Annotated in this window: 21 protein-coding genes; 10 read left to right on the top strand and 11 right to left on the bottom strand. The window is 38.4% G+C overall.

The genetic code is table 11. The features are described 5' to 3' along the window. Positions 1–27: 27 nt before the first annotated feature. The 3 genes from OK025_RS14410 to OK025_RS14400 all read left to right on the top strand — a co-directional run bounded on the left by OK025_RS14410 (position 28) and on the right by OK025_RS14400 (position 2,527). Positions 28–828 (top strand): DUF1080 domain-containing protein, encoded by an 801-nt coding sequence (locus tag OK025_RS14410; protein ID WP_317664717.1) that lies wholly within the window; start codon positions 28–30, stop codon positions 826–828. Positions 829–998: 170 nt separating this feature from the next. Further along, positions 999–1,373, top strand: a complete 375-nt coding sequence (locus tag OK025_RS14405; protein WP_205400689.1) for a nuclear transport factor 2 family protein — start codon at positions 999–1,001, stop codon at positions 1,371–1,373. A gap of 59 nt (positions 1,374–1,432) precedes the next feature. Further along, positions 1,433–2,527 carry a DKNYY domain-containing protein gene (locus OK025_RS14400; RefSeq protein ID WP_411567672.1) on the top strand — a complete coding sequence of 365 codons (1,095 nt, stop codon included), beginning with the start codon at positions 1,433–1,435 and terminating at the stop codon, positions 2,525–2,527. Positions 2,528–2,631: 104 nt separating this feature from the next. On the opposite strand, the gene OK025_RS14395 is transcribed toward OK025_RS14400, so the two are convergent. Then, positions 2,632–3,561, bottom strand: a complete 930-nt coding sequence (locus tag OK025_RS14395; protein ID WP_317664712.1) for a 2-dehydropantoate 2-reductase — start codon at positions 3,559–3,561, stop codon at positions 2,632–2,634. Between the two features lie 248 nt (positions 3,562–3,809). On the opposite strand from OK025_RS14395, the gene OK025_RS14390 reads away from it, so the two are divergent. Continuing rightward, on the top strand, positions 3,810–4,991 hold the full coding sequence (locus OK025_RS14390) for an MFS transporter (protein ID WP_317664710.1): 1,182 nt from the start codon (positions 3,810–3,812) through the stop codon (positions 4,989–4,991). A gap of 44 nt (positions 4,992–5,035) precedes the next feature. On the opposite strand, the gene OK025_RS14385 is transcribed toward OK025_RS14390, so the two are convergent. Further along, positions 5,036–5,416, bottom strand: coding sequence for a YidH family protein (locus tag OK025_RS14385; protein ID WP_153846473.1), 381 nt, complete (start codon positions 5,414–5,416; stop codon positions 5,036–5,038). A 208-nt stretch (positions 5,417–5,624) separates the two neighbouring features. Then, positions 5,625–6,836, bottom strand: coding sequence for an enolase C-terminal domain-like protein (locus OK025_RS14380; RefSeq protein ID WP_317664707.1), 1,212 nt, complete (start codon positions 6,834–6,836; stop codon positions 5,625–5,627). A gap of 336 nt (positions 6,837–7,172) precedes the next feature. On the opposite strand from OK025_RS14380, the gene OK025_RS14375 reads away from it, so the two are divergent. Further along, positions 7,173–8,021: an NAD(P)-dependent oxidoreductase gene (locus tag OK025_RS14375; protein ID WP_317664705.1), complete on the top strand. Its 849-nt coding sequence runs from the start codon at positions 7,173–7,175 to the stop codon at positions 8,019–8,021. Between the two features lie 29 nt (positions 8,022–8,050). Here the strand turns inward: OK025_RS14375 and OK025_RS14370 are convergent, their stop codons facing one another. The 3 genes from OK025_RS14370 to OK025_RS14360 all read right to left on the bottom strand — a co-directional run bounded on the left by OK025_RS14370 (position 8,051) and on the right by OK025_RS14360 (position 10,084). Continuing rightward, positions 8,051–8,482 carry a hypothetical protein gene (locus OK025_RS14370; protein ID WP_201669400.1) on the bottom strand — a complete coding sequence of 144 codons (432 nt, stop codon included), beginning with the start codon at positions 8,480–8,482 and terminating at the stop codon, positions 8,051–8,053. A 214-nt stretch (positions 8,483–8,696) separates the two neighbouring features. Continuing rightward, the gene (locus OK025_RS14365; RefSeq protein WP_317664702.1) at positions 8,697–9,353 is read right to left on the bottom strand and encodes a type II CAAX endopeptidase family protein; all 657 of its coding nucleotides are present in this window, start codon (positions 9,351–9,353) and stop codon (positions 8,697–8,699) included. A 35-nt stretch (positions 9,354–9,388) separates the two neighbouring features. Next, the gene (locus tag OK025_RS14360; protein ID WP_317664700.1) at positions 9,389–10,084 is read right to left on the bottom strand and encodes a VIT family protein; all 696 of its coding nucleotides are present in this window, start codon (positions 10,082–10,084) and stop codon (positions 9,389–9,391) included. Between the two features lie 477 nt (positions 10,085–10,561). On the opposite strand from OK025_RS14360, the gene OK025_RS14355 reads away from it, so the two are divergent. After that, positions 10,562–11,641 (top strand): fatty acid desaturase, encoded by a 1,080-nt coding sequence (locus OK025_RS14355; protein WP_317664698.1) that lies wholly within the window; start codon positions 10,562–10,564, stop codon positions 11,639–11,641. 208 nt (positions 11,642–11,849) lie between these two features. On the opposite strand, the gene OK025_RS14350 is transcribed toward OK025_RS14355, so the two are convergent. Continuing rightward, positions 11,850–12,584 carry an SDR family NAD(P)-dependent oxidoreductase gene (locus OK025_RS14350; protein ID WP_317664697.1) on the bottom strand — a complete coding sequence of 245 codons (735 nt, stop codon included), beginning with the start codon at positions 12,582–12,584 and terminating at the stop codon, positions 11,850–11,852. 211 nt (positions 12,585–12,795) lie between these two features. After that, positions 12,796–15,609: a PAS domain S-box protein gene (locus OK025_RS14345; protein WP_317664695.1), complete on the bottom strand. Its 2,814-nt coding sequence runs from the start codon at positions 15,607–15,609 to the stop codon at positions 12,796–12,798. Between the two features lie 596 nt (positions 15,610–16,205). Between OK025_RS14345 and OK025_RS14340 the strand changes: the two genes are divergently transcribed. Both OK025_RS14340 and OK025_RS14335 read left to right on the top strand, forming a co-directional pair. Continuing rightward, positions 16,206–16,928, top strand: coding sequence for a ferritin-like domain-containing protein (locus OK025_RS14340; RefSeq protein ID WP_317664693.1), 723 nt, complete (start codon positions 16,206–16,208; stop codon positions 16,926–16,928). A gap of 21 nt (positions 16,929–16,949) precedes the next feature. After that, entirely contained in the window at positions 16,950–17,783 is an 834-nt protein-coding gene (locus tag OK025_RS14335; RefSeq protein ID WP_317664691.1) for a ferritin-like domain-containing protein, read from the top strand. Between the two features lie 69 nt (positions 17,784–17,852). On the opposite strand, the gene OK025_RS14330 is transcribed toward OK025_RS14335, so the two are convergent. The 3 genes from OK025_RS14330 to OK025_RS14320 all read right to left on the bottom strand — a co-directional run bounded on the left by OK025_RS14330 (position 17,853) and on the right by OK025_RS14320 (position 19,665). Then, positions 17,853–18,689 (bottom strand): anti-sigma factor, encoded by an 837-nt coding sequence (locus tag OK025_RS14330; RefSeq protein WP_317664689.1) that lies wholly within the window; start codon positions 18,687–18,689, stop codon positions 17,853–17,855. Continuing rightward, positions 18,679–19,257: an RNA polymerase sigma factor gene (locus tag OK025_RS14325; protein ID WP_317664687.1), complete on the bottom strand. Its 579-nt coding sequence runs from the start codon at positions 19,255–19,257 to the stop codon at positions 18,679–18,681. Before OK025_RS14325 ends, OK025_RS14330 begins: the two co-directional genes overlap by 11 nt. Before the next feature lie 108 nt (positions 19,258–19,365). After that, positions 19,366–19,665 carry a hypothetical protein gene (locus OK025_RS14320; RefSeq protein WP_317664685.1) on the bottom strand — a complete coding sequence of 100 codons (300 nt, stop codon included), beginning with the start codon at positions 19,663–19,665 and terminating at the stop codon, positions 19,366–19,368. A 370-nt stretch (positions 19,666–20,035) separates the two neighbouring features. Here OK025_RS14320 and OK025_RS14315 point away from each other — a divergent pair, with 370 nt between their 5' ends. Together OK025_RS14315 and OK025_RS14310 are read left to right on the top strand one after the other, a co-directional pair. Next, positions 20,036–21,091: a preprotein translocase subunit SecD gene (locus OK025_RS14315; protein ID WP_317664683.1), complete on the top strand. Its 1,056-nt coding sequence runs from the start codon at positions 20,036–20,038 to the stop codon at positions 21,089–21,091. 165 nt (positions 21,092–21,256) lie between these two features. Next, the gene (locus OK025_RS14310; RefSeq protein ID WP_317664682.1) at positions 21,257–21,697 is read left to right on the top strand and encodes a hypothetical protein; all 441 of its coding nucleotides are present in this window, start codon (positions 21,257–21,259) and stop codon (positions 21,695–21,697) included. The last annotated feature ends 149 nt before the right edge of the window (positions 21,698–21,846 follow it).

The following is a 21,846-nucleotide window of genomic DNA, read 5'->3' as shown; positions in this document are numbered from 1 at the left end:
TCCAATTTTAAACCAAATATCACTTCAATGCGAAGAATTATCTATTCAATAGTAGCTAGCAGTCTTATTTTTACAGGATGCGCAGGAATGAAAGGTCAGGGCGATAATAATGGCTGGAAATCCTTGTTTGACGGAAAGGACATCAATGATTGGTTTGTCAAAATTCATCATCATGATGTTGGTGTGAACTACGGAAATACGTTTAGAGTTGAAGATGGAATAATTAAGGTCAGATATGATCAGTATGGTGATTTTAATGATCAATTTGGCCATTTATATTATAAAACACCCTTTTCATATTATCATTTAAAATTTGAATATCGATTTGTAGGGGAGCTGCATAAAGGTGCCCCCGCCTATACACTTCGTAATAGCGGCGTTATGTTTCATTCGCAGGACCCCAGAACAATGTTGAAAGAACAGGATTGGCCCATTTCTGTCGAAATGCAACTTTTGGGAGGACTGAGCGATGGCCAGCCCCGCCCTACAGGCAATATGTGTTCTCCTGGAACCAATGTGGTCTATCAGGGCAAAATAGCTTCCTCACATTGTTTAAATTCTACTTCGAAGACCTATGATGGTGATCAATGGGTTAAAGGGGAGTTGATTGTATTAGGAGATTCGTTAATCAAACATATCATTAACGGAGATACCGTACTAGAATATTCAAGACCTCAGATTGGAGGTGGAACAGCCAATGGATATGACCCCAAAATTAAGATCGATGGTAAGTTGCTCAGCAGTGGATTTATTGCATTACAGAGTGAAGGTCAACCTGTAGATTTTAAGAATATATGGATTAAGGAACTACCTAAACCAAAGAAGTAATTAATTTTTCCAACAGAGGCAACATATTGATTTTAAACTTAGCCGTTTAACAAGGTCAACTCCATTTTTATAGTTATACAAAATTCTTGATTTAGATAAACCTTAAATAGTTGCACACTGTCTTATAGTCAGCCAACTAATATCTAGATTTATACATAAAAAATCACAATATGGATAAAATCACGATAAAAGAAATTGCAGAAGTAGAGAACCAACTTTTCTTGGCGCAGCTAGCCAGTAATGTAGATGGTCTTGATCTCCTCCTATATGACGACCTTGTTGCTGTAGCACCTGATGGTCAAATGTTAACCAAAGAAATGGATCTAAATGCACACCGATCAAAGGCTATGATTATTGAAAATGCTTCAACAGAAATTAATGAGATCAGAATAATTGGGGATACCGCACTTTCCGTTACTACGATGACGGCAAAAGGCAAGGTAATGGGAACACCATTAGAAGGAAAATTTAGATATTTTAGGGTGTGGAAACGCATTGACAACACGCTAAAAGTCATTGGTGCCAGTTTTATGCAATTGCCTTAATAATGGAACGGAAAACTGAAAATTCGGTTTTTTAATTTTGTAGTTGTAAATTTATATAGATGGGTATAATAACTAATAAATCTAGAATTATATGCAATGCAAAAATGAAAAAATACACTTTTTTTCTGGCTTGTATTTTACTTTGCTTTTTTATTTCTTGTCGAAATATTGGCAAACCTGTTGATAAACAAAAATCCGGTTCTTACTTCATCGATTCAAAAGGGCAGATAGCTTATTGTCAGAACGGGAATTGGTTTAGCTTGGGCATTTCACAAATGCAGGCTGATGCAAAATCATTTGAGGTTTTGTCAGAAGATATAGCTAAAGACAAAAATGCGGTATATTTTCGTGGCACGAATCAAAAACTCGTGGACAAGAATTCCTTTTATGTCGATAATCAGATTCCAAAAGATCGTTTTCATGTCTATTATATCGATCAGGCCCTAGGCTTTAATATCATCCAGGGAGCAGATCCAAAAACATATGAGCTCGTAAAGGATCATATAAACTGGGCACGCGACAAGGACCATTACTTCTACAGTAATGACATGATAAAGGCAGATCGGAAAACCTTTTCGTTCGTCAATGACTATTTTTTAATGGATAAAGATTCAGTTTATGTCTCGCCAAATATAGGAGCCTTTAAAGCAGTTACTGCTAACGCTGGAAACATTGAAGCCATAAACAAATATTACATAAGAATTGGTAATACAATTTATTACCCACCATTTCAGCAGGGATCAGATGCCATAACGAAGTCTTTTAAGACCATTGATAAAATTCGTGTACTTGATCAGGATCATATTAGTGTTGACAACAAAACGATCCTATTCAGGGGGAAAAGCTTCAGGTATGAACAGGTAGATGCTCCTTCCTTTGCGTTATTCCCGATTGATGAAAAGAATGATGTGTATGGAAGCAACTCCTATTCAAAAGACAAGAATAATGTGTATTATAATCAGGAAATAATTCCGGGTGCCGATATGAAAACGTTTATACCTTTAGGTCACGATTTCGGAAAAGATGCAAAAAATGTCTTTTATCAAAAACAGCTACTTGAAGGAGTAGATGCAAATAGTTTTAAGAAGGACGGTGATTTTTATAAAGACAATCGGGGCAATAAATTCAGCGCCCTTACAGGAAATAAAATCTAATGCCCCTCTTTTGAATACTAAAACTTACTTTTTGTATTCAAAAAAAGCTTGTCCAGGGGAACTTATCGATTGAAATTTCCACCTCGCAAACTATTTTAATACAGCTAGTCAGATTTTAGGCGCAATACATCAAACATGCGTTGATATTCAGGTGTCTCGAGATTATACTTTTTAGACTCACGAATAACGTAAGCTGTCAAAGATGCCAACTCTGTTTTCGGTCGTTTATTAAGATAATCCGTATGCATGGATGAAGTCGCATCGTAAGGCATTTGCTCCATTTTGTCCAAGGTCATATGTACAATATGATCAGCAATAACGACTCCTTTTTCCTGAGCTAATGTTGCAACCTCCTGAATAAGTTTAATAACCGCATCTTTCTTCTTTGGATCTTCCATTATCTGACCAATAGAACAATCAAAATAAGAAGTAGCTGTGGCCATAGCGGAAATAAAAATAAATTTATCCCATATTATTTTCTCAATTTCATCGGAATAATTCACATGGATATCAGCCTGTTGCACAAGATGATATAACCTATCCAGTCTCTCATCATGTTCTCCATTCAATCCGAAACTCATTGTACCCCATTTTCCTGTCACTTCAATTACTCCGGCAGCCTTTAACCGGGACACAATATAGGCGCAACCATCCACCACCAAATTATTCGGATAATATCTGTTGATACGTTCTTTACTGTCCACTCCATTCTGTAAGGGTATGAATACTGTATCTGCGCTCACACACGGTCCTAATAAGGCCATCGTATCTTCAAGATCATAAGATTTAGTACAGAGAAAAATGTAATCCATTTTTGTAAAATTTTCAGTCTCACTGGAAGCCTTATAAGGCTTCGCTATAAAGGTTCCTTTTTCCAATAACAGCTTTAAACCATGTTGGTTAATCTCCTCAAGATGATTACCTCGCGCCAAAAAATTGATATGAATATCTGTGTTTTCATACTTACGCGCTAACATACCACCAAAATATCCGCCTACTCCCCCCAGGCCCACAATTAATATATGCTGTTCCATTAATTTATTTAATTCGTATTCCTTATCTGTATTCAACCTTAAAATAAATCTAAAGTGAATATAAAGGAACTTTTGACAACACACAACTTATCAATGTCAGGCGGAGATCAATTATTCAGGAACAACTTTTCTTTTACCATTACTTACAAATTTGTTAGTAACACACAAATAGCTGCTTTACAACCAGAAGCAAGTATTTGCCTTTACATTTGCTCGTATAATTAATCATGTACAATAAGTTTTTATTTATGAAAAAATACGCATACATCGGAGCTTTGGGTTTTCTCGCAGTAATCACAACCGAGTTTGGCATTATTGGCATCTTGCCCCAAATAGCCGATCACTATCATATCAGTATCGACAAAGCAGGTTATTTATTGAGTGCCTTTGCCTTGATCATTGCCATAACTGGGCCATTTATGACATTGTTGGCTTCGGGATTCGACCGCAAGAAAGTCATGTTAACAGCCATCGCTATTTTCTTAGTCACGGCGATTGTCTCTTCATTATCTCCTCCTTTTTGGTTACTGCTTATCGTGAGAATTCTTCCCGCTTTTCTCCAACCTGTCTATATTGCGACAGCATTGTCAGTTTCCATTTTAAAAGGAGGAAAGCAAAATGAAAATGAGCTTATGAGCATTGTTTTTAGCGGTGTTGCAATTGCCATGGTAACAACTGTCCCCTTCGCCACGTATATTGCCAGTCTCTACTCCTGGACATATTCTTTCACGATACAGGCTATTGTCAGTATTATAGCACTGCTGGCAATCTATTTTGCTATTCCTCCTTTGCCTGTAAAAGAAAAAAAATCCTACGGTAGTCAGATGAAAATATTAATCAGACCCATCTTTATAGTCAGTACCGCAATGAATTTCTTTATGGTATCAGCTTGGTTTTCTACTTATAGTTACTTCGCCGAATATTTAAACAAAGCAAAGAATATGGATAGTACCATGGTTAGTTATATGCTATTTGTATTTGGTATTATCGGAGTCATTGCTAACTGGGTGGCAGGGAAAATGCTCAACCGAAATATTACGGTTACCACCGCATTTTTCTTATCGGGTACACTGATTGTTCCACTATTGCTACATTTTTCTGATGGCAACACTTTAGCTATAGTCTGTACGATTGCCTTATGGGGATTTCTGTATTCTCCCAGCTTCTTAAACGCATCTACTTATATGATTTCTTCCGCCCCCGAGGCGCTAGAATTTGCCAATAGTCTAGCGACTTCATTTGGCAATCTCGGGGTGACTGTGGGAACTACCGTAGGTGGCTGGATTATCGTTTCAAGAGGTGTGGAGTTTTCGCCCTGGCTAACGATGGGCTTTGGTTTTCTAGCCTTTTTGATGATCGCCTTACGGCAGCTTTTAGAAAGACGCAACTCCATAAATCAAATCACCGTGGTACAGTGTACACAGCAATAATATATTTTGCCGGTATTATAAATAGCCAATCTAACGCTTTCTCCTTAAAGACCATCGATAAGATACCAACTCAGAATAATACCTATGACAAAAATTAATACGGCCACAATTGTGATGCTATTTGAAGTTTGAGTAAAGTTTTCTTCTTCGATTTGTTTGTTCGTTTTACGATATTTAAAGAAAGCGACAATAACCGTCAATGCACCAATGACCACAATGGAAACGCCAACAGCACCAGAATGTTCATGCTGGGAGCCTGCAACTACATCTTTTTTTAGAATGAGCTCAATCTGGCGAATAAATAAAGAGAACTTAACAACTACAAAACCGAATCCCATAATCCCTAGGCTTGTCCGTATCCAAGCAAGGAAAGTTCGTTCATTAGCAAGATGGTCATTTACCTTTTGTGGAGCATTTTTAGACATTCGAAATAATTTTGATCAACAACTATGTTAAAAGAATCATAAAACCCATTCCTTACCCTTAAACAACTTTTTACAGCTGTGACTATGCTTTAGCTCATTTCGTTCACAGGTTAGTCAATTTTTTAAGGTTAAGAAATCATTTTGTTTGTTCTTCATTAAACGCTGTAGAACGTTGAAAAGTTTGAAAAATATTTTAATGTCTCTTCTTTCAGATTTTTTTTATTAATGGCATACCGAACCCTGCAGATGAGGAAGGAATAAGTTTCCCATCTTTGACCAGATATCCCGACAAATCCACATCATCAGATGTACTTGTAACCCCTTCAATGGTTACGGTATTTCCGAGCCCTCCGGCTAAATGCGCTGTATAGTAGCTCTTGAGAAGCGATCCCCAGGCATGTGGAGATGCTTGGGCTCCGAGTTGTATTAACTTTGGCATTAAGTTCCTCCAATTCGTAAATCCAAGGCCTTCAATATCCGTAAGGTGAACATCCAGCAGTTTCTTTTCAAATAAGGTTCTCAGCAAGTTCTGATCAGGATCTGCTTCACCATCCGCCAGCAAGGTATTTATGCCTTCCGATTTTAAAAAGTCCCTTAGCTTTTGATAGTCCATCACCGTTTCATGAAAAGGTTCTTCAATCCAAAAGAGATTTACCATTGGGATACCTTTTAAATATTGAATAAATTGGTCTGATGTAAAACCGTTATTTCCATCAACTAAAATTCTGCAGTCAGGAAATGCGTCTGCCACTGCTTTTGTAACCTCTATATCCCGTTGAAGTCCTTTGGAAAAAGGCATCCATTTATGCCCCCTTCCAATTTTTAACTTGAATTGCCTGTACCCCACTCCATAATCATATTGGCATTCCTCAAGAATACGGTCAATTCCTGATGGCCTATCTGCAGGTTCTAAGTCATCGAAATAGATCATACCACTATAATAATCCGTTATGATCGGATCTTTTCGACCAAGTATTTCATAAACAGGTTTATTTAAAATGACTCCGGCAAGGTCATGAAAGGCCATATCAAAGGGAATATGTGTCTGCAGCAGCGTACCGACTTTGGGAGAAAAAAGAGCTGACATTTTCTTGCCTATCAATTCTCCCGAAATTTGTTCAGCTTCACGTCTTGAGCCACGGAGTGAGGCCCAGCCCATTGCTCCCTGGTCTGTCCTTATAACACAAATTTCCACATCGGGTCCATAACCATGTAGGTCGAGACGGGCATTTTTGCCCACAAGCCTCGGATAATTCATCTTTACGGTAGAAAATCTGATATCTTTTATCTTGTGATACGACAGTACCTTGTTTCCTGGTTCAGCATCAGAGGAAAATAAAATTTCATTTGCGTAACCTTTATACAATGTAGCTGAGGCAATGCCAAAATTCAGCGCCTGAATAAATGTTCTTCTTTTCATAGTTGATTTATTTCAATTATCCGAAACCGTCAGGATAGACTTTTTTCTAGTTTTTTCCTTTACACCAGCATAGGCATAACTAGCCACCTAACCAAAGCTTTATAATTAGTTTATAAATATCCATATGAAAGATACTACATACGCGTTTGTATTTATTGACAAGGCGTATCAATTGCTGTACAATTTGTATCACTTTTTCTCTACATGTCCCTGTCGTGTACAATTACTGTGTGATCGTCTTTACTGGTTCGGCTGACCTATTACCTTATGTCAATACCATATAAAAAAATCTGCATATAAATACCTATATCTTAAATTTTCCTTTATTTTGTATACATGCGCATATTGGTAACAGGATCTTCGGGAAAATTGGGAAGTGTAACAGTTCAGAATCTACGTCGGGCTGGACATGATGTTACGGGAGTTGATTTATTGGAAAGCGATACCACTGACCAATTATTAGATATAAAACGAGCCGAGTCAGTTACTGAATTCACAAGTGGTTATGAAGCCATTATCCATGCTGCAGCGCTGCATGGTAGACATATGGATTTGAATTATAGCCGGCAAAGTTTTATAGATACCAATATAACAGGCACATTAAATCTGTTAAATGCCTGTGTAAAGAACGGAATAAAGCGTTTTCTTTTTACCTCTACAACCTCCATATACGGCAATGCACTTGTTGATGCGGAAAAGGCGGTGTGGGTTACAGAGGAACTTATAGTCCAACCCCGTGATATTTATGACATTACAAAACAGGCTTGTGAAGAATTATGCAGAGACTTTTTCGAAAAAGAACAGCTAATGACCAGCGTCTATCGCGTTGGCCGATTTCTTCCAGAGCCCGATAACCTGATGCTAAATCATCGTTTGTATCGGGGATTGGACGAAAGAGATGGAGCGGAGGCTCTTAGATTGGGCGTCGAATCCAACGTCACGTCGTTTCAGATTTTTAATATTTCTAGCGGTTCGCCTTTTGAAATGGAGGATTTAATTGAACTAAAATCTAACCCTTCCCATATCATCGCTAAGCGTATCCCAAATGCCATTGAAATATACCGACTGAAAGGCTGGAGTTTTCCAACATCGATAGATAGAGTCTACCGAAGTGATAAAGCAAAGCAATTACTTGGTTACACTCCGCAGTATACTTTCGAATTTCTTCTCAATCAACTTCCATAAAACAGCAAGACGGCACTTTAGTTATTGATCTACACCGATAAAAACGCCTTCATTTTATTTATTGCTTGCAAGGAAATAGCTAAATCTTTGTTGAGCACGATTTGTCCACTTGATTTTTCCCGAATAATTAAATTAGCATATTGTGTTCTAAATAATGAAAAAAGTGGCCTTTCCTTTAGCGGTAGATACTTTTCAACAATAGAAACTGCGTAACTATCGAAAACATATTCTTTTTTTCCAATGCTTATCCGGTCACTGAATAGCGTGCAACGGTTTTGCCGATAGGTGGAAACAAGTAAGGCGGGTAAAAGAACAAATCCAAAAAGAGCAAAGGCCCCAAAAGAAATAACCGTACTTGTACCTGAGATAATTCCCAAAAGATTATAGAGCGATCCGAAAATAATAAAGGGCGCCAAGACACCATAAAAAATGAGTGTACGCTGTGATAGATTGATTTTCATACTAATTATAAAAAATTGATTTAATACACCAAAATAGTTAAAAGCAAAAGGAATCTCCCACATAATATAATTATCGCTTTGATCTCCTTAATATTCGTCCACTATCAATAAATAAGGGTAATACTTTTGCCATATTTAGTCGGCTGTTTTTCTATCGCCAGATTCTTGTCTGAGCTTACAAAGCATATGAAACAAGTCTAAAAAACAACAAAATCTATATAAGTTTTCCAAATTTCCCAGTATAGATTAGGATAAGGGTAATCATATCGAATAGCGTATGTGAAATGATTGAAACCCAAAGATTATTATTCCATTTTTTAAATAAAATACCCCAGTACAATCCTCCCAAACAAGCAGCTATAACAGCAAATATATCTTGCTGCAGATGATAGAGACCGAAAAGAATACTGGTTATCAAAATAGGCAACCAACGTCCCATTCCTCTAAACAATCTTTTTTCGAGTATATTCTGGATATAGCCCCGAAACACAACTTCTTCATAAAATCCACCAATAATCCAAGCTGCAACAATTGTCATGATCAATCTTGCCATACTGCTCCGGATAAAATTATACTCCGTATAATCGGGAACATTAAATAAATGTTTGATAACTGGAATATATATTATCTGCATAAATATTACCCAGGCTAATGCAGAGAGAATTCCTAAAAGAATAGCATGCGAAGAAAGGTTTTTCATATCTATTCCCAAATCCCTCAATGTCTTGCCTTTTCTTCTTAAAACAAGAAAAATTGCTAGAAAACAAACGACTGCATAGGAATAAAAAGGTAATGGCACAGCATGTGGAAATACGACAAGAAATAGGATGAACCCGATATCCTGAATTATTGAAAATGCTTTCCTTTTCATAGGTTCAGTTATGAAGTGCGTATTATTTCAAAAATTTAAGCAACCGTAACACCAAAGAAGTGTCCTATTAACGCGGTCACCCCCATTGCTATTGTTCCCCAGAAACATATTCTGCCTACTGCAACTCCGATACTCGAGCCACCAGTCTTAGCCGCGTTCGCTCCAAGAACCATTAAAAAAATAATCGTAAAACCATACTGCAGATAGACCATCTGCCTAATTGGTGCAAGTAATGAAACTATAAAAGGAAGTAGCGCTCCTAACGCAAATGAGCCCAGAGATGCCAGTGCAGCTTGTAGGGGTCTAGCTTGGGTAATCTCATTTATACCCAATTCATCATGTGCATGGGCGCCCAATGCATCATGTGCCGTTAGTTCACGTGCTACCTGTAAGGCGGTTTCTTGACTGACGCCTCTTCTTTCATAAACTTTGGCTAACTCCTGTAGCTCAATTTCAGGCATTTCTTCAAGTTCCTTTTTCTCACGTAGGAGATCGGCCTTTTCGGTATCTTCCTGTGAGCTTACGGAAACATATTCTCCTGCTGCCATAGACATTGCTCCCGCAATCATGCCCGCTAATGCTGCCAAGACAATGGTATTGCGTTCAGGGCTTGCCGCTGCAACTCCAATTACAATACTCGTCGTCGATAACAAGCCATCGTTGGCACCTAACACAGCAGCGCGAAGCCACCCAACCCGGTTGACATAGTGTTTTTCTAATGGATGGTGCATATCAGTATGTATTTGTGAAAGATGCTTAAATTTAGCAATTATATTTATTTAAAGCTACTCTGATCTCACTGTAAGTCAACAACCTATCAAATTATCTACAGTGCCATCCTGATTTTTTCCCGATTGTGGGTATCCCTTTTAACCATTACCTTTCAACATTTCGCAAACTTTATTCCACTCAAGCACTTAAAGAGAAGGTGTTGTAAAGAATCTTGCTTAATTAATAGCTATTATCTTCAGAGATTACTCGGTGCTTGTTCGGTACTTGTTCGGAACTTCTTCGGTGCTTCTTCGGTTGGGAGCGAATAAATAGCGACTAAGCTCCGAGGAAAAAGCGTCGATTGTATGAGTGAATATCGAAGACTATATGAGATTAAACTTACCGCGTATGGGAGTCGGTTTCCTTAATGTATATTTCCAAATAGCCTGATGCATCTTAAGGATATGTTAAACTTTTCGTATTAACACTTTTTAACGATGTTAAATGGTAGCTTTAGCAAATATTATAATTTACATCAACCACAAATGCCCTTTTTAGACCATGTTCTGCAAGTTCCTACCTACGGATGGAAAGACAACGATGGAAACCTCGTAAAGCCAAGCAAAAAAGAAATTTTCAAAGAATTCTTCAAACGCCTCAATATTTTTAAAGATAAACGAAATTGGTTACCCTTTTTTAGCTGGCTAAAAGTAGCTTGCCTCATCCCCTTTTTTATCATCTTTTTGGTGTACCACTTCAGTTGGTGGACTGTCTTGGCAGCATTTATCTACAGTATGATTGTTATGGGGACCCATGGTACGATATGGCACCATCGATTTGCAACACACGGCGCATTTAAATTCCGGAACGGATTCTGGCGTTTTTTCACACAGAATCTAACGATTAATGTAATTCCAGAAGAAATATATGTGATTTCACATCATGTTCATCACGCAAAATCTGACACCCCCGGTGATCCTTATAATGCACAGGCTGGTTTTCTATACTGTTTTTTAGCCGATGTAAATCATCAGCCTATTGCCAAGGACCTTACTGAAAATTCATATAACCGTGTCAAATTACTGATGCGACATACAGGTGTAACCGCCAATAGTTATGCACAATATCGAAAATGGGGGTCGTACGTAAATCCTTCTCATGCTATTGGATCCTGGATACTAAACTGGGCTTTTTGGTATGCCATTTTCTATTTGATCGGTGGCCACGCACTTGCCTGCACACTCTTTGGTGCGGCCGGTTTCTGGGCAATCGGTGTACGGACATTCAACTATGAAGGCCATGCAAAAGGTGAAGACAAGCAACGTGAAGGTATTGATTTCAATGAGAAAGACAAATCAATAAATCAGTTATGGCCCGGCATTGTAGCCGGTGAATGGCACAACAACCATCACTTATATCCTAAGAGTGCGCGGAGTGGTTTTAAACCTTATCAGATTGATCTCGCTTGGTGTTATATCAAAATGATGCATAAACTCGGTGCAGTCAGTAGTTATCGGGATGACAAGAGAAGATTTGATGAACAATATCGTATCCCCTACCTAAAATCTAAGGAATAGTAATCAATATCGACAATCATATACTCCAGGATTCTTTTGACGCGCCATTTTATATTTTAATTTTTTGACAATTTTCTAGCGTTACTATTTCTACAGAGCAAGCGAAGATCGTTAAATATCTATGGTAAATAGTGATTTTTTTTTGAACTTAAGCAAAATGTTCGGCGTTTCTTATCACCATAGAGAACGCCGAATAATACATAGACCTTTATTTTTCTGCATGATAGAGATCAGCAAATATTTTTGACAGATTCGCAGGTTCTTCTCGCCATGCGGCATACATACCTTGTCCCATTTCATCCGGGACGATATCAAGTTTTCCGTCAGCTACACTTTCTAAAATCTTAATAGCTATACTGTCTGGATCTGGCATATCCCAGTCACTTCCCTTATTCATATCGGTAGCAATCGCTCCGGGGTTCACAGCGAAAACCTTTACATCATTTTTAGCCAGTTCGATCCGAACAGATTGCGTAGCGGAATAAAGAGCTGCTTTGGAGGCGGCATACCCAGCAATCGAAGGTAAAGGAGAATAGGCTGCTATCGAAACAATGTTGATCATCATAGATGGTCTATTCTGTATAAGAATTGGCGCAAATGCACGCATCATCTTTATTGTTCCAAAATAATTTACCTCCAGATCTTTTTCCATCCCTGATGGCTCTCCTTGTAAAATATTCCCTGGGCTTAAGGTTCCTGCGTTATTGATTAGAATTTCAGTATCTGATGCAGCGACTGCAATCCTTGCTACTTGTTTAATATCTGTGATGTCTAGCTGTAAAGGTACTATCCGATCATCAGCAAATACTGGCATCTTTTTTAAATCCCTACAGCTTGCATATATCTTCCCTGCTCCGTTGTTGAGCAATGCAGTTACCAGTGATTTGCCTATCCCTCTATTGGCTCCTGTAACCAAAATGACTTTGTCTTTAAAAATTTGCATCGTGTTTTTTCATTATTTAACACAAAGCTATACTGAAAGATCATCTTATAAAATCCGAAACTTGCGATAATGTTTACATGCCTTCTTGAATTCACAATGATTGAAACATTGCGCTATCTAGAAATAATATTGCAGGTTTATATAGGGATAACTTTAGACTAGGACAATAAATTCGGAAATATCGATCCATAAACCAATGGATTAACTCAAACTAAGAAGTAATCACCTTTATCAAGGCAGTGTACAGGTCCTCAGGTTTAACAGGTTTGATTAACCAATAACTTATAGCCAGAGAATGACAAAGCGGTTCTATGTCTTGCTCTTCAGCACTAAAAATGGGAATGATGTTCTGCTCAAAATTGTTATTAAATTTTTTTTCGCGAATATTCTTTATTGTTTCGATACCACTGATAATAGGCAATTGATTGTCGATCAAGATAGCGTCAAAACAGCGCCCCCCTTTTAACATCTGTAATACTTCAAATCCAGTTTTTGCCTGTACGCTATCAATATTCTTTAAAGATAGCATCCGAGCCAAAACATTTCGTTCAGATTCTTCTTCTGCAACAACGAGTACATTCTTTATTTTTTTCAATTCCTCCCACTCTTTTATTTCCCAGATAGAACGCACCTGAATATTGAAAAAGAAACGGCTGCCAACACCTAAAGTGCTTTCCAATTTCAATTCACTATCCATCATTTTAAGCAGTTTATTGGATATAGTCAATCCTAATCCAGTTCCGCCATAACGTTTAGTCATCGAGTTATCTTCTTGCGTAAACGCATCAAATATCCGCTCCAATTTATCCGCTTTGATGCCTATGCCTGTATCTTTGACACTAAAGCACAGAACAGCCTGGTCAGCATCATGTGATTCTACTGTAATGCTTAGTTCAATGGTTCCTTTCTCGGTAAATTTTGTGGCATTACTTAATAAATTCATCAATACTTGCTTGATGCGAAGAGCGTCAACCCAGATGTAATGCGGTACATCGGCCGCGATATTCAGATAAAACGCCAGATTTTTGGTTTTGATCTGCAGATTAAGAAAGTTCGTCAACTGAATAACTAGGTCGTGGAGATCGGTCTGTTCAATTTCCAGTTCTAACTTTCCGGCTTCAATTTTAGAGAAGTCTAGAATGTCGTTTATGATCCCAAGCAATAAATTAGCGGATTGATCAACGATCGTAAGGTATTCCCGTTGCGTATCCTCCAATGCTGTTCCAAGCAATAGATCGGTAAAGCCAACAATTCCATTCAGCGGTGTACGAAGTTCGTGGCTCATATTTGCCAAAAATTGTGATTTTGCTGCATTTGCCTGCTCGGCTACTAATTTTGCCTTTTCCAGCTCCTCGCGTTGATGAATAATCCGACTAATATCTGTCGCAATCGCAAGATAACCGATGACGTTGTCGTTAATATCCCTAATATGAGTAACTGCTAAGGAAACATATAATTGAGATCCATCTTTTCGACAATAGGTCCACTCGCGCTGCTCAGCACCGTGCAGCTCTGCCATATCTACAAAGAGCCGAAGTTTATCTACTGAATGTCCCAATTCGACCTCCAGTTCTTTCGCCCTCAAAACAAGTTCCTCTTCTAGATGAAAGTGTGCAAGACCAAATTTACCAATCACTTCTTCACTACGATATCCCAAGAGGTTTTCGGCCCCTGTGTTAAACAATGTAATTACACCAGCATTGTCGGTCGCAATAATACCGACAGCAGAGGTTGCTTCCAACACTTCTGCAAGTAATTTTTTTGAATTGGAAGACTCTGCTTCAATACGTTTACGCTTATCAATATCCTGAAAAGTACCATATAAACGGACACAATGACCATTTTCAAAATCGGCATTTCCCAAGGCACGTATCCATAGTTCATGACCAGCGAAGGTGACAATCTCAAGTTCCAAATCCCAAGCTTCTCCCGTAGCGAGTGCGTGTTCAATTGCAGTCTGTATTTTTTTTCTACTTGCCCCCTCTTTATAGAACTGTAATGCAGTTGTCAGATCTGGTTCATAGTCTTCAGGTGCTTCATGAATCTCTCTCGTAATTTCGGACCATACTATCTTCCCATCAGCAGGTGTATATTCCCAGCCGCCAATTCTAGCTACCCTGCCGGTCCGTATCAATGTGGCCTGTGCATGCTTAAGTTTCTTTTCTAGAAAATGTTCTTCTGTAATATCGACTGCATTACCAATCACATAAGGTATTTTTTTTTCACTGGCCTGGAGAATATTGTTAAACATCCAGATACGCATGTCACCCGAACGAGTCATGGTACGCATTTCTCCTTTGATTGTTCCATGCCGAACAATCGCATCCAGGTAGTTTTGTAAATTTTTGTGCCCCTCCGATGGAACAATATCAAAAAGTGATAATACCTGAATCTCATCTCTCGTATAGCCTAAGATCCTGGCTCCAGCATCATTGACGGTGATGAAATTTCCTTTCAGATCGTGGGTACACATAAGCCCTTGAGAATTATCGAAAAATGCTTTCAGCTTTTGTTCACTTTCCCTGTATTTTTCTTTCTCCTTTCTGTTGACAATAAGCGCAACAACTTCATCCCGGAGAAGAGTTAGAATTTCTTTCTGATGCTGGTCGAGTTGCCTTGGAACACGATCGATAACACATAGCGCACCTAAGGCATAGCCATTGGGATCGATTAATGGTAAACCAGCATAATAACGGATATTTGGTTCTCGGGTAACAAGCTCATTGGATTTAAAACGTTCGTCTTTTTCAGCATCTTCAACTTCCATCAGTTGATCTTCTTCCAGGGTATACTGGCAGAAAGATACATCCCGTCTGGTTTCTTCAGTCTCCAAACCAACGCGCGACTTAAACCACTGCCTGTCTTTATCCACCAAAGAAATCAATGAAATAGGTGTACCACATACAAGCGATGCGATTTTCGTAATTCGGTCAAACTCTTCCTCGGTTGCGGTATTTAAAATTTCGTATTCGTGCAATATGCGAATCCGATCTGATTCATTCTTTGGGGATAATTTAGCAGTCATTCAAAAGCTTCTATTGTTATTAATGTTATCTTCGAATTCCTTATTGGTCCTCATGTATAGCTTGCTCTAGCGTACAAATGATTTTACACTATTTTTAAACATTGATTTGAATCATTCCCACGCCCATCTAAAATAGATTTTGTATTAACTCTTCTGGTTCTATGGTAAAACATCGAAAACCAGCGCTAATAGCATGATAAATATAATCATGAACACCGCTACGTTAAAATAGTTTTAAATAAAAAAACAAACTATTAGGTTAAAAGTCTACCAACAATAAGTACTTCACTCCCACCTACCATTTGCGCTTAAAATTATCCAAAGCCAACTGTTATCCTTTCCTAATAACACGCGACCTGAAACGAACATGCAATAAATGTAACGAATAATATATACCTGTGTCGATTGAAAATAGAAATCATCAAAATCTTTTAGGACTGTTCTGTCTTTGGCGCCCATAAAGGAGAAGATTATATCAGTTTTTCAATGCGAAAAAAATATTTAAAAAAAATTGAACTTGTGAAATCCAAGCTTTCCAAAAAGTCGTAAATGGGTATAAGTACAGAGAAAAAATTATAAACTAAAAGACTTTTGTTATGGAAAAGATAACCTCCCACAACGAAACACTATTGAACTCCAATAGTGACATGGACAAAAGAGATCTCAGACGAAGAGACTTTTTAAAATATGCAGGAGCCAGCGCAGCGACATTAGCCATACTCGGTATGTCGAGCTGTAAAAAAGACCACGACGATGGTATGGATAACGGCGGCAAGGGCATGTATTTTGGCAGCGGCGACATTGCTATCCTAAATTATGCCTATGCACTTGAACAACTTGAAGCCGCATTCTACATCCAGTTAGTCAATAATCCCTATAGCGGTATGACGGATATGGAAAAAACTTTTTTTACCGATATCCGTGATCATGAAATCGCTCACCGTGAGTTCTTCAAAGTGGCCTTGGGTGCCAAAGCCATTTCAAGTCTCGAATTTAATCTAGCTGGCGTCAATTTCAATAGCCGTGAAACAGTACTGGCAACAGCAAAAACATTTGAAGACCTTGGTGTTTCGGCTTACAATGGTGCTGGTTGGCTAATCAAAGATGTCAATTATTTACTATTGGCAGGTAAGATTGTTTCTGTTGAAGCACGACATGCCGCTTGGGTCAGAGATATGATCGACAACGGCAGTTTTGCCAATCAAGAAGTAGTGGATTCAAATGGTCTTGATCTCGCAAAGAGTCCAAGCGTGGTGCTTAGTGCCGCTGCACCATTTATTAAGTCCAAGATTGATGTTAGTGATCTACCAACCTATTAATTCATCCAAAATCTGATTATCATGAATCTCTTAAACGTTTTTGAACAAATAAATGCTGTAGATCCTGAATTCAGCGATCGCATCAGCCCTCGCCGTGAAGCAATCAAAAGTTTGGCTTCCATGAGTAAAAAAGTAACCTTGGCTGCCCTGCCCTTTATGATAGGTGAACTCTTTAAAAAAGCCTACGGTGCCACTGCGCCCACAGATGTAAATGGTGTACTCAACTATGCCTTGACATTGGAATATCTCGAAGCAGAATATTACACAATGGGTGTTGCCAAGGCAGGTCTTATCCCCACAGGTAAACCACTAGGTGCGATAACCACCATTCGTGACCATGAAGTTGCACATGTGAATTTTCTGAAACAGGTATTGGGCAGTAAAGCTGTTTCAAAACCAACCTTTGATTTTACTGCTGGTGGCACTTTTGGCAATGTTTTCAGTGACTATGATACATTTTTAGCTGTCGCACAAGCATTTGAAGATACTGGTGTAAGAGCTTATAAAGGCCAGGCGGGAATTTTACTTGGCAATCGCGTTGTACTGACCGCCGCACTGCAGATCCATTCGGTTGAGGCAAGACATGCCTCCCATATCCGTCAAATGCGCCGTGCCCGCGGAGGTGGAGCCGCCAATCAAAAACCTTGGATTACCGGAAACAATGACAGTGGTATAGGAGCAGTTGTCGATCCGGTTTATGCAGGCGAAAATAATGTGACACAAGCGGGAGTGGATATTACGACTTTGTCAAGCGCCTCGGGGAAAATTTCGACCAATGCAGCCACTCAGTCATTCGACGAACCTCTAACTGCAGAAGCTGTACTTAATATTGCAGGTTTATTTATAAAATCCTAACAAAAGACGTAGTTTACCTGTTTTAGCGTGTCCTGATCGGTTTATCCCATCAGGGCATTTTTTTATATATTATATACTCCCCATTACACATAATGCGCTGAGCGTTGGAGCATCTTTCCCGCCTTCATCTTCCAGCGTAATGGCAAAAGCCTGTGCTTTGGGAATATCAAGCATCTTACTTGCTGTGTCTCCTTTTGAGTCCAATGGAAAAACACCTGCATTAACAGGTTTACCGTCAACCATTGCCCACAGCTGATATTGCTTTCCTTTAGGTGCAACTGGCATGTGCTCAATGCTTAGATAAACTGCCTTTGATGCCTGATCCCAAAATACCAAGGCACGGTAATCGGGTTTACTTTCTACGCCCTTAAGAGGGATCGTTTTGATCGCTGGGTTTTGAACGAGTGCCCATTTGTTCTGTAATGTCGCTACTTTTTCTTGTTCAGCATCAAGTAAGGACGTCGTCTGATTTAACTTATTTACTGTATCCTGTTTGCGTTGATATAAGAAAATATTAGCACCAATACTAACAGCTAACAATAGACTCGCTGCAACCGTCCACGTATAAGACCGAGCACCGAGCGTTTTCTTGTCGGCACCGATAGCAATTACTTCGCTATCACCTGTCGAAGCGGGCGCGAGGACTTCGTTGACTTCCTGATCTTCGCTTGGCACAAGATTTTCCGCTATAAGTTTATTCCATATCTCTTGTTTGAACTGCATAGGCATCTCCATCGCTTGGCTATCAGCCAACTCTTCGAGTGCAGTTTCCGCTTCGATGATGGCCTGTTCCACTTCGACATTATTTTTTCGAATACAATTCAAGATGCTCACTTCTTCTTCAGAAGCCAGCCCCAAAACGTACGATTCAATAATCCCCGACGATATGTATGCTCTAATATCCAAAATTAACGATACTCCTTAATAATTGTTGTAACTGTATAAATGCCGCTCTGGTACGAGTTTTTACCGTTCCGAGCGGGACATCAAGTTGTTCAGCTATTTCTTGTTGTGTATATCCTTCATAGTAGGCCATCTCAATCAAGATACGCCATTCAGGCTTCAATTTATCTAAAATATTTCTGAATCCAATAAAATCTGCTTTCGTATGTAGTTCGTCCTGACTTTGATCTTGTTCTTCCTCCCTATTTACGATATTTGAAAGCGGTTGGTTTTTCTGTTCGTTTACGATCGCTTTTGATTTTCGATGATCGAGGGCTGTATTACGGGCAATGTTGATCATCCAGGTATAAAGACGGCCTTTTTCGGCATCGAAAACATCGATGTGTCGCCAAATTTTGACAAATACGTCTTGTATGACTTCTTCCGCATGCTCAGTTGAAGCCACTATACGAGAAACCACCCCAAAGAGCGCATTGGCATAGTGATCGTAAAGATAACTAAAAGCCTGCTGATTCTTCTTTTTCAACAAAAGAATCAATGTTTCTTCAGAAAGGTTGTGTAATGGACTCAAATTTCACGTTTATAATGATCTAAAGATGGAGATTAAAAATCAGAAAAAAAAGCAACTAAAATAAAATAAGTTAAAGTACCTATAAAACAGGTTAAAATACCTAATACCTTAGCCAGCATTTCTTTTATCAGCAATCAATAACATATCACATGTTGCTAGATAAAATTCATCAATTAATTGGATAATAAAATCATTTCTTTCGTTATTTACAGCGAGTCCCACCCAATTTTTGGAGGGAAGATATTTACTTCGGGTCCATTGAACAGGCTGTTCCATCTGTTTTTCTGAGCGTAACCACTCTAATCCACTATCGTTGAAATATATCTTTTCATTTGACAAATCCATCACGATGAAAGGTCTTTTCTTAAAATAAAAAATACTCATATCAAGATCAGCAATTATATTCATTCGAATATGTTTTTTGACCTGCATATATGCATTTATACGGGTTAGTGTTGACATTTATTTATCTTAATTGGCTATTAAATCTTCATAAATTTCCATGAACATTCAAAGCAGGCGAAGTGTTCATCAGACGAGAATCAAAGATATTCGAACCAGCGGTCTAAGTGGGGTATATTTTGTTCTAATAGGTGGAAAAAAATGTTAATGTAAGTTGAAAATACGACGGATAAAACCACTAATTTACCAAGCGAAAGGATATGTGTTAGTTTGCCCCCTTGCAGGTTTCGGCGAATCGTAAAATGCCTGCACGGATTGTAAATACCACCATTGAACCAATGTTGCAATGGTTTAAATTTGATAAACAACAAAAGAGATGCGAAAAGACAGTAAAAGCAGATCATTTATTAAAAAAATTCTAGGCTTAATTAGTCTTATCCTTATGGTAACAAATGGTAAAGCACAGCAAGTCACGCACTATTTTCCAAACGGAAAAGATAAGGCAAAGACAATCAGTGGACAGTATGGTGATAATAGCGGAATTTGTCTTTTTGAAGATGGCAAATTTCTGTTATATGGTTATGCTACATCTGTTTTCGGGTCCTATATTTTTGAAAAAGATTACCTGCTTTTCTATCCGGATGAAGCCCCTTTATTTCAACTGTATGGGCGTCACAATGCTAACTTCAAAGACAGTACTCGTTTCAATTTGGCAGGTTTTGAAGGCGGGAAAACTTATGTACAATTTGATAATGACAGCACACATCGGGTTTTCAATGACAAGGCAAACTGTTTCAGCCCCCCTTTTGTTTATCAGGAATCCAAACCGGTTCAATCGCTTAAGTTTATTGTACAAAGTCAGTATATGGAAGATGATAGCACTTATCAAGTCTTTCAGTATACCAATGCAGGAAAATTCAATGATTTTATAGCTGCTTATAACAAACCCCAACGTGCGCGTCAAAATTTTAGTGCTTATCTATATTTAGCTGAAGGTAATAAATTAGCGATCAGGCTTTCCAATTATGGTGGAGAAAAAGGTTTTTTAAGAGAAAATCAAGACGGTTCAAATCAAGAGCATTGGAACGAAATATTAGCCATGAAGAAGGATTATGATCAGTCAAACTATACCGACCCCACAGAAATATTTAGCAATGCACATTACACAATATTTTACCCTGACCTCGAACAGTACATTTTAGATCCTGTCACCAAAAGATATATCAGCAAGTTTGCATCAGACAATGAAGCATTTTTTGCGGGAAATCCTGAGCAAGACGATCGGTATTTAAATAAGTACATCCGGCAGGGTCTGTCCTTTCTTCAAGATGAAAGATTCGATAAATCAAAACTAGCTGAGACCAGCTTATTCTTTACGAGCTGTGACGAACCTGAAAAATCATATCATCATGAAAATGGATCACAGCAATAATCGCTCAAAAGCCACAGCAATGATTCAAATAGGATTTTAGCACCAATAAGAGTTACAAACAGTGGCATAAACGGCGATTATTACGAGCGGGACCTCTTAAATATGGCTTAATTTTGGTAGTAATAACTGGATAACATATACACTAGTTTTATTTCGGCAAAGATAATGAATTATAAAACGATTATTATTGGACTGGGAATTTGCTCACTGGCAAGTTGTGCAACTCAAAAGGAAAGTATTGCAAATAGAAAAGAGACAGAAAGTGTATCCTTAGCTGAGGGACAAAGTATATCATTGCGAGAATATCCGATCAAGATCAAATTTAAAGGTATTTCAGAAGATAGCCGTTGCCCTGAAGGCGTCAACTGTATTTGGTCTGGAGTTGCGGTAGCAGAAATTGAGATCGCAGAAAAAGCAACCGAACCCACGATTATAAAGCTCGCTACAATAGATTTACAGGATAGAGGCTATCAAAGAACTGCCAATACCAACGGATATATCATTTCATTACAAGATATCGCCCCTTATCCGAACAAGGAACAAGGGACACAAACGCTACGGGGTAACTACAAAATCTCTGTTATCGTACAAAAAACTGTAAAATAAGCCCTTAGCAGTTTGCTAGCAATCGTCCTATGGCAATAGTCATTGAAGAATGACCCAATTCTATTGAAGAATGACTCAATTCTTAAAAATACCAATACATATATTTTAATTATACGCATGGATACTTATTGGTTCATTCCTTGAAAAAT

Source organism: Sphingobacterium sp. UGAL515B_05 (assembly GCF_033097525.1).
Classification (GTDB): domain Bacteria; phylum Bacteroidota; class Bacteroidia; order Sphingobacteriales; family Sphingobacteriaceae; genus Sphingobacterium.
Note: the sequence above shows the minus strand (reverse complement) of the source record. Positions and strands in the feature narration are given on the sequence as shown.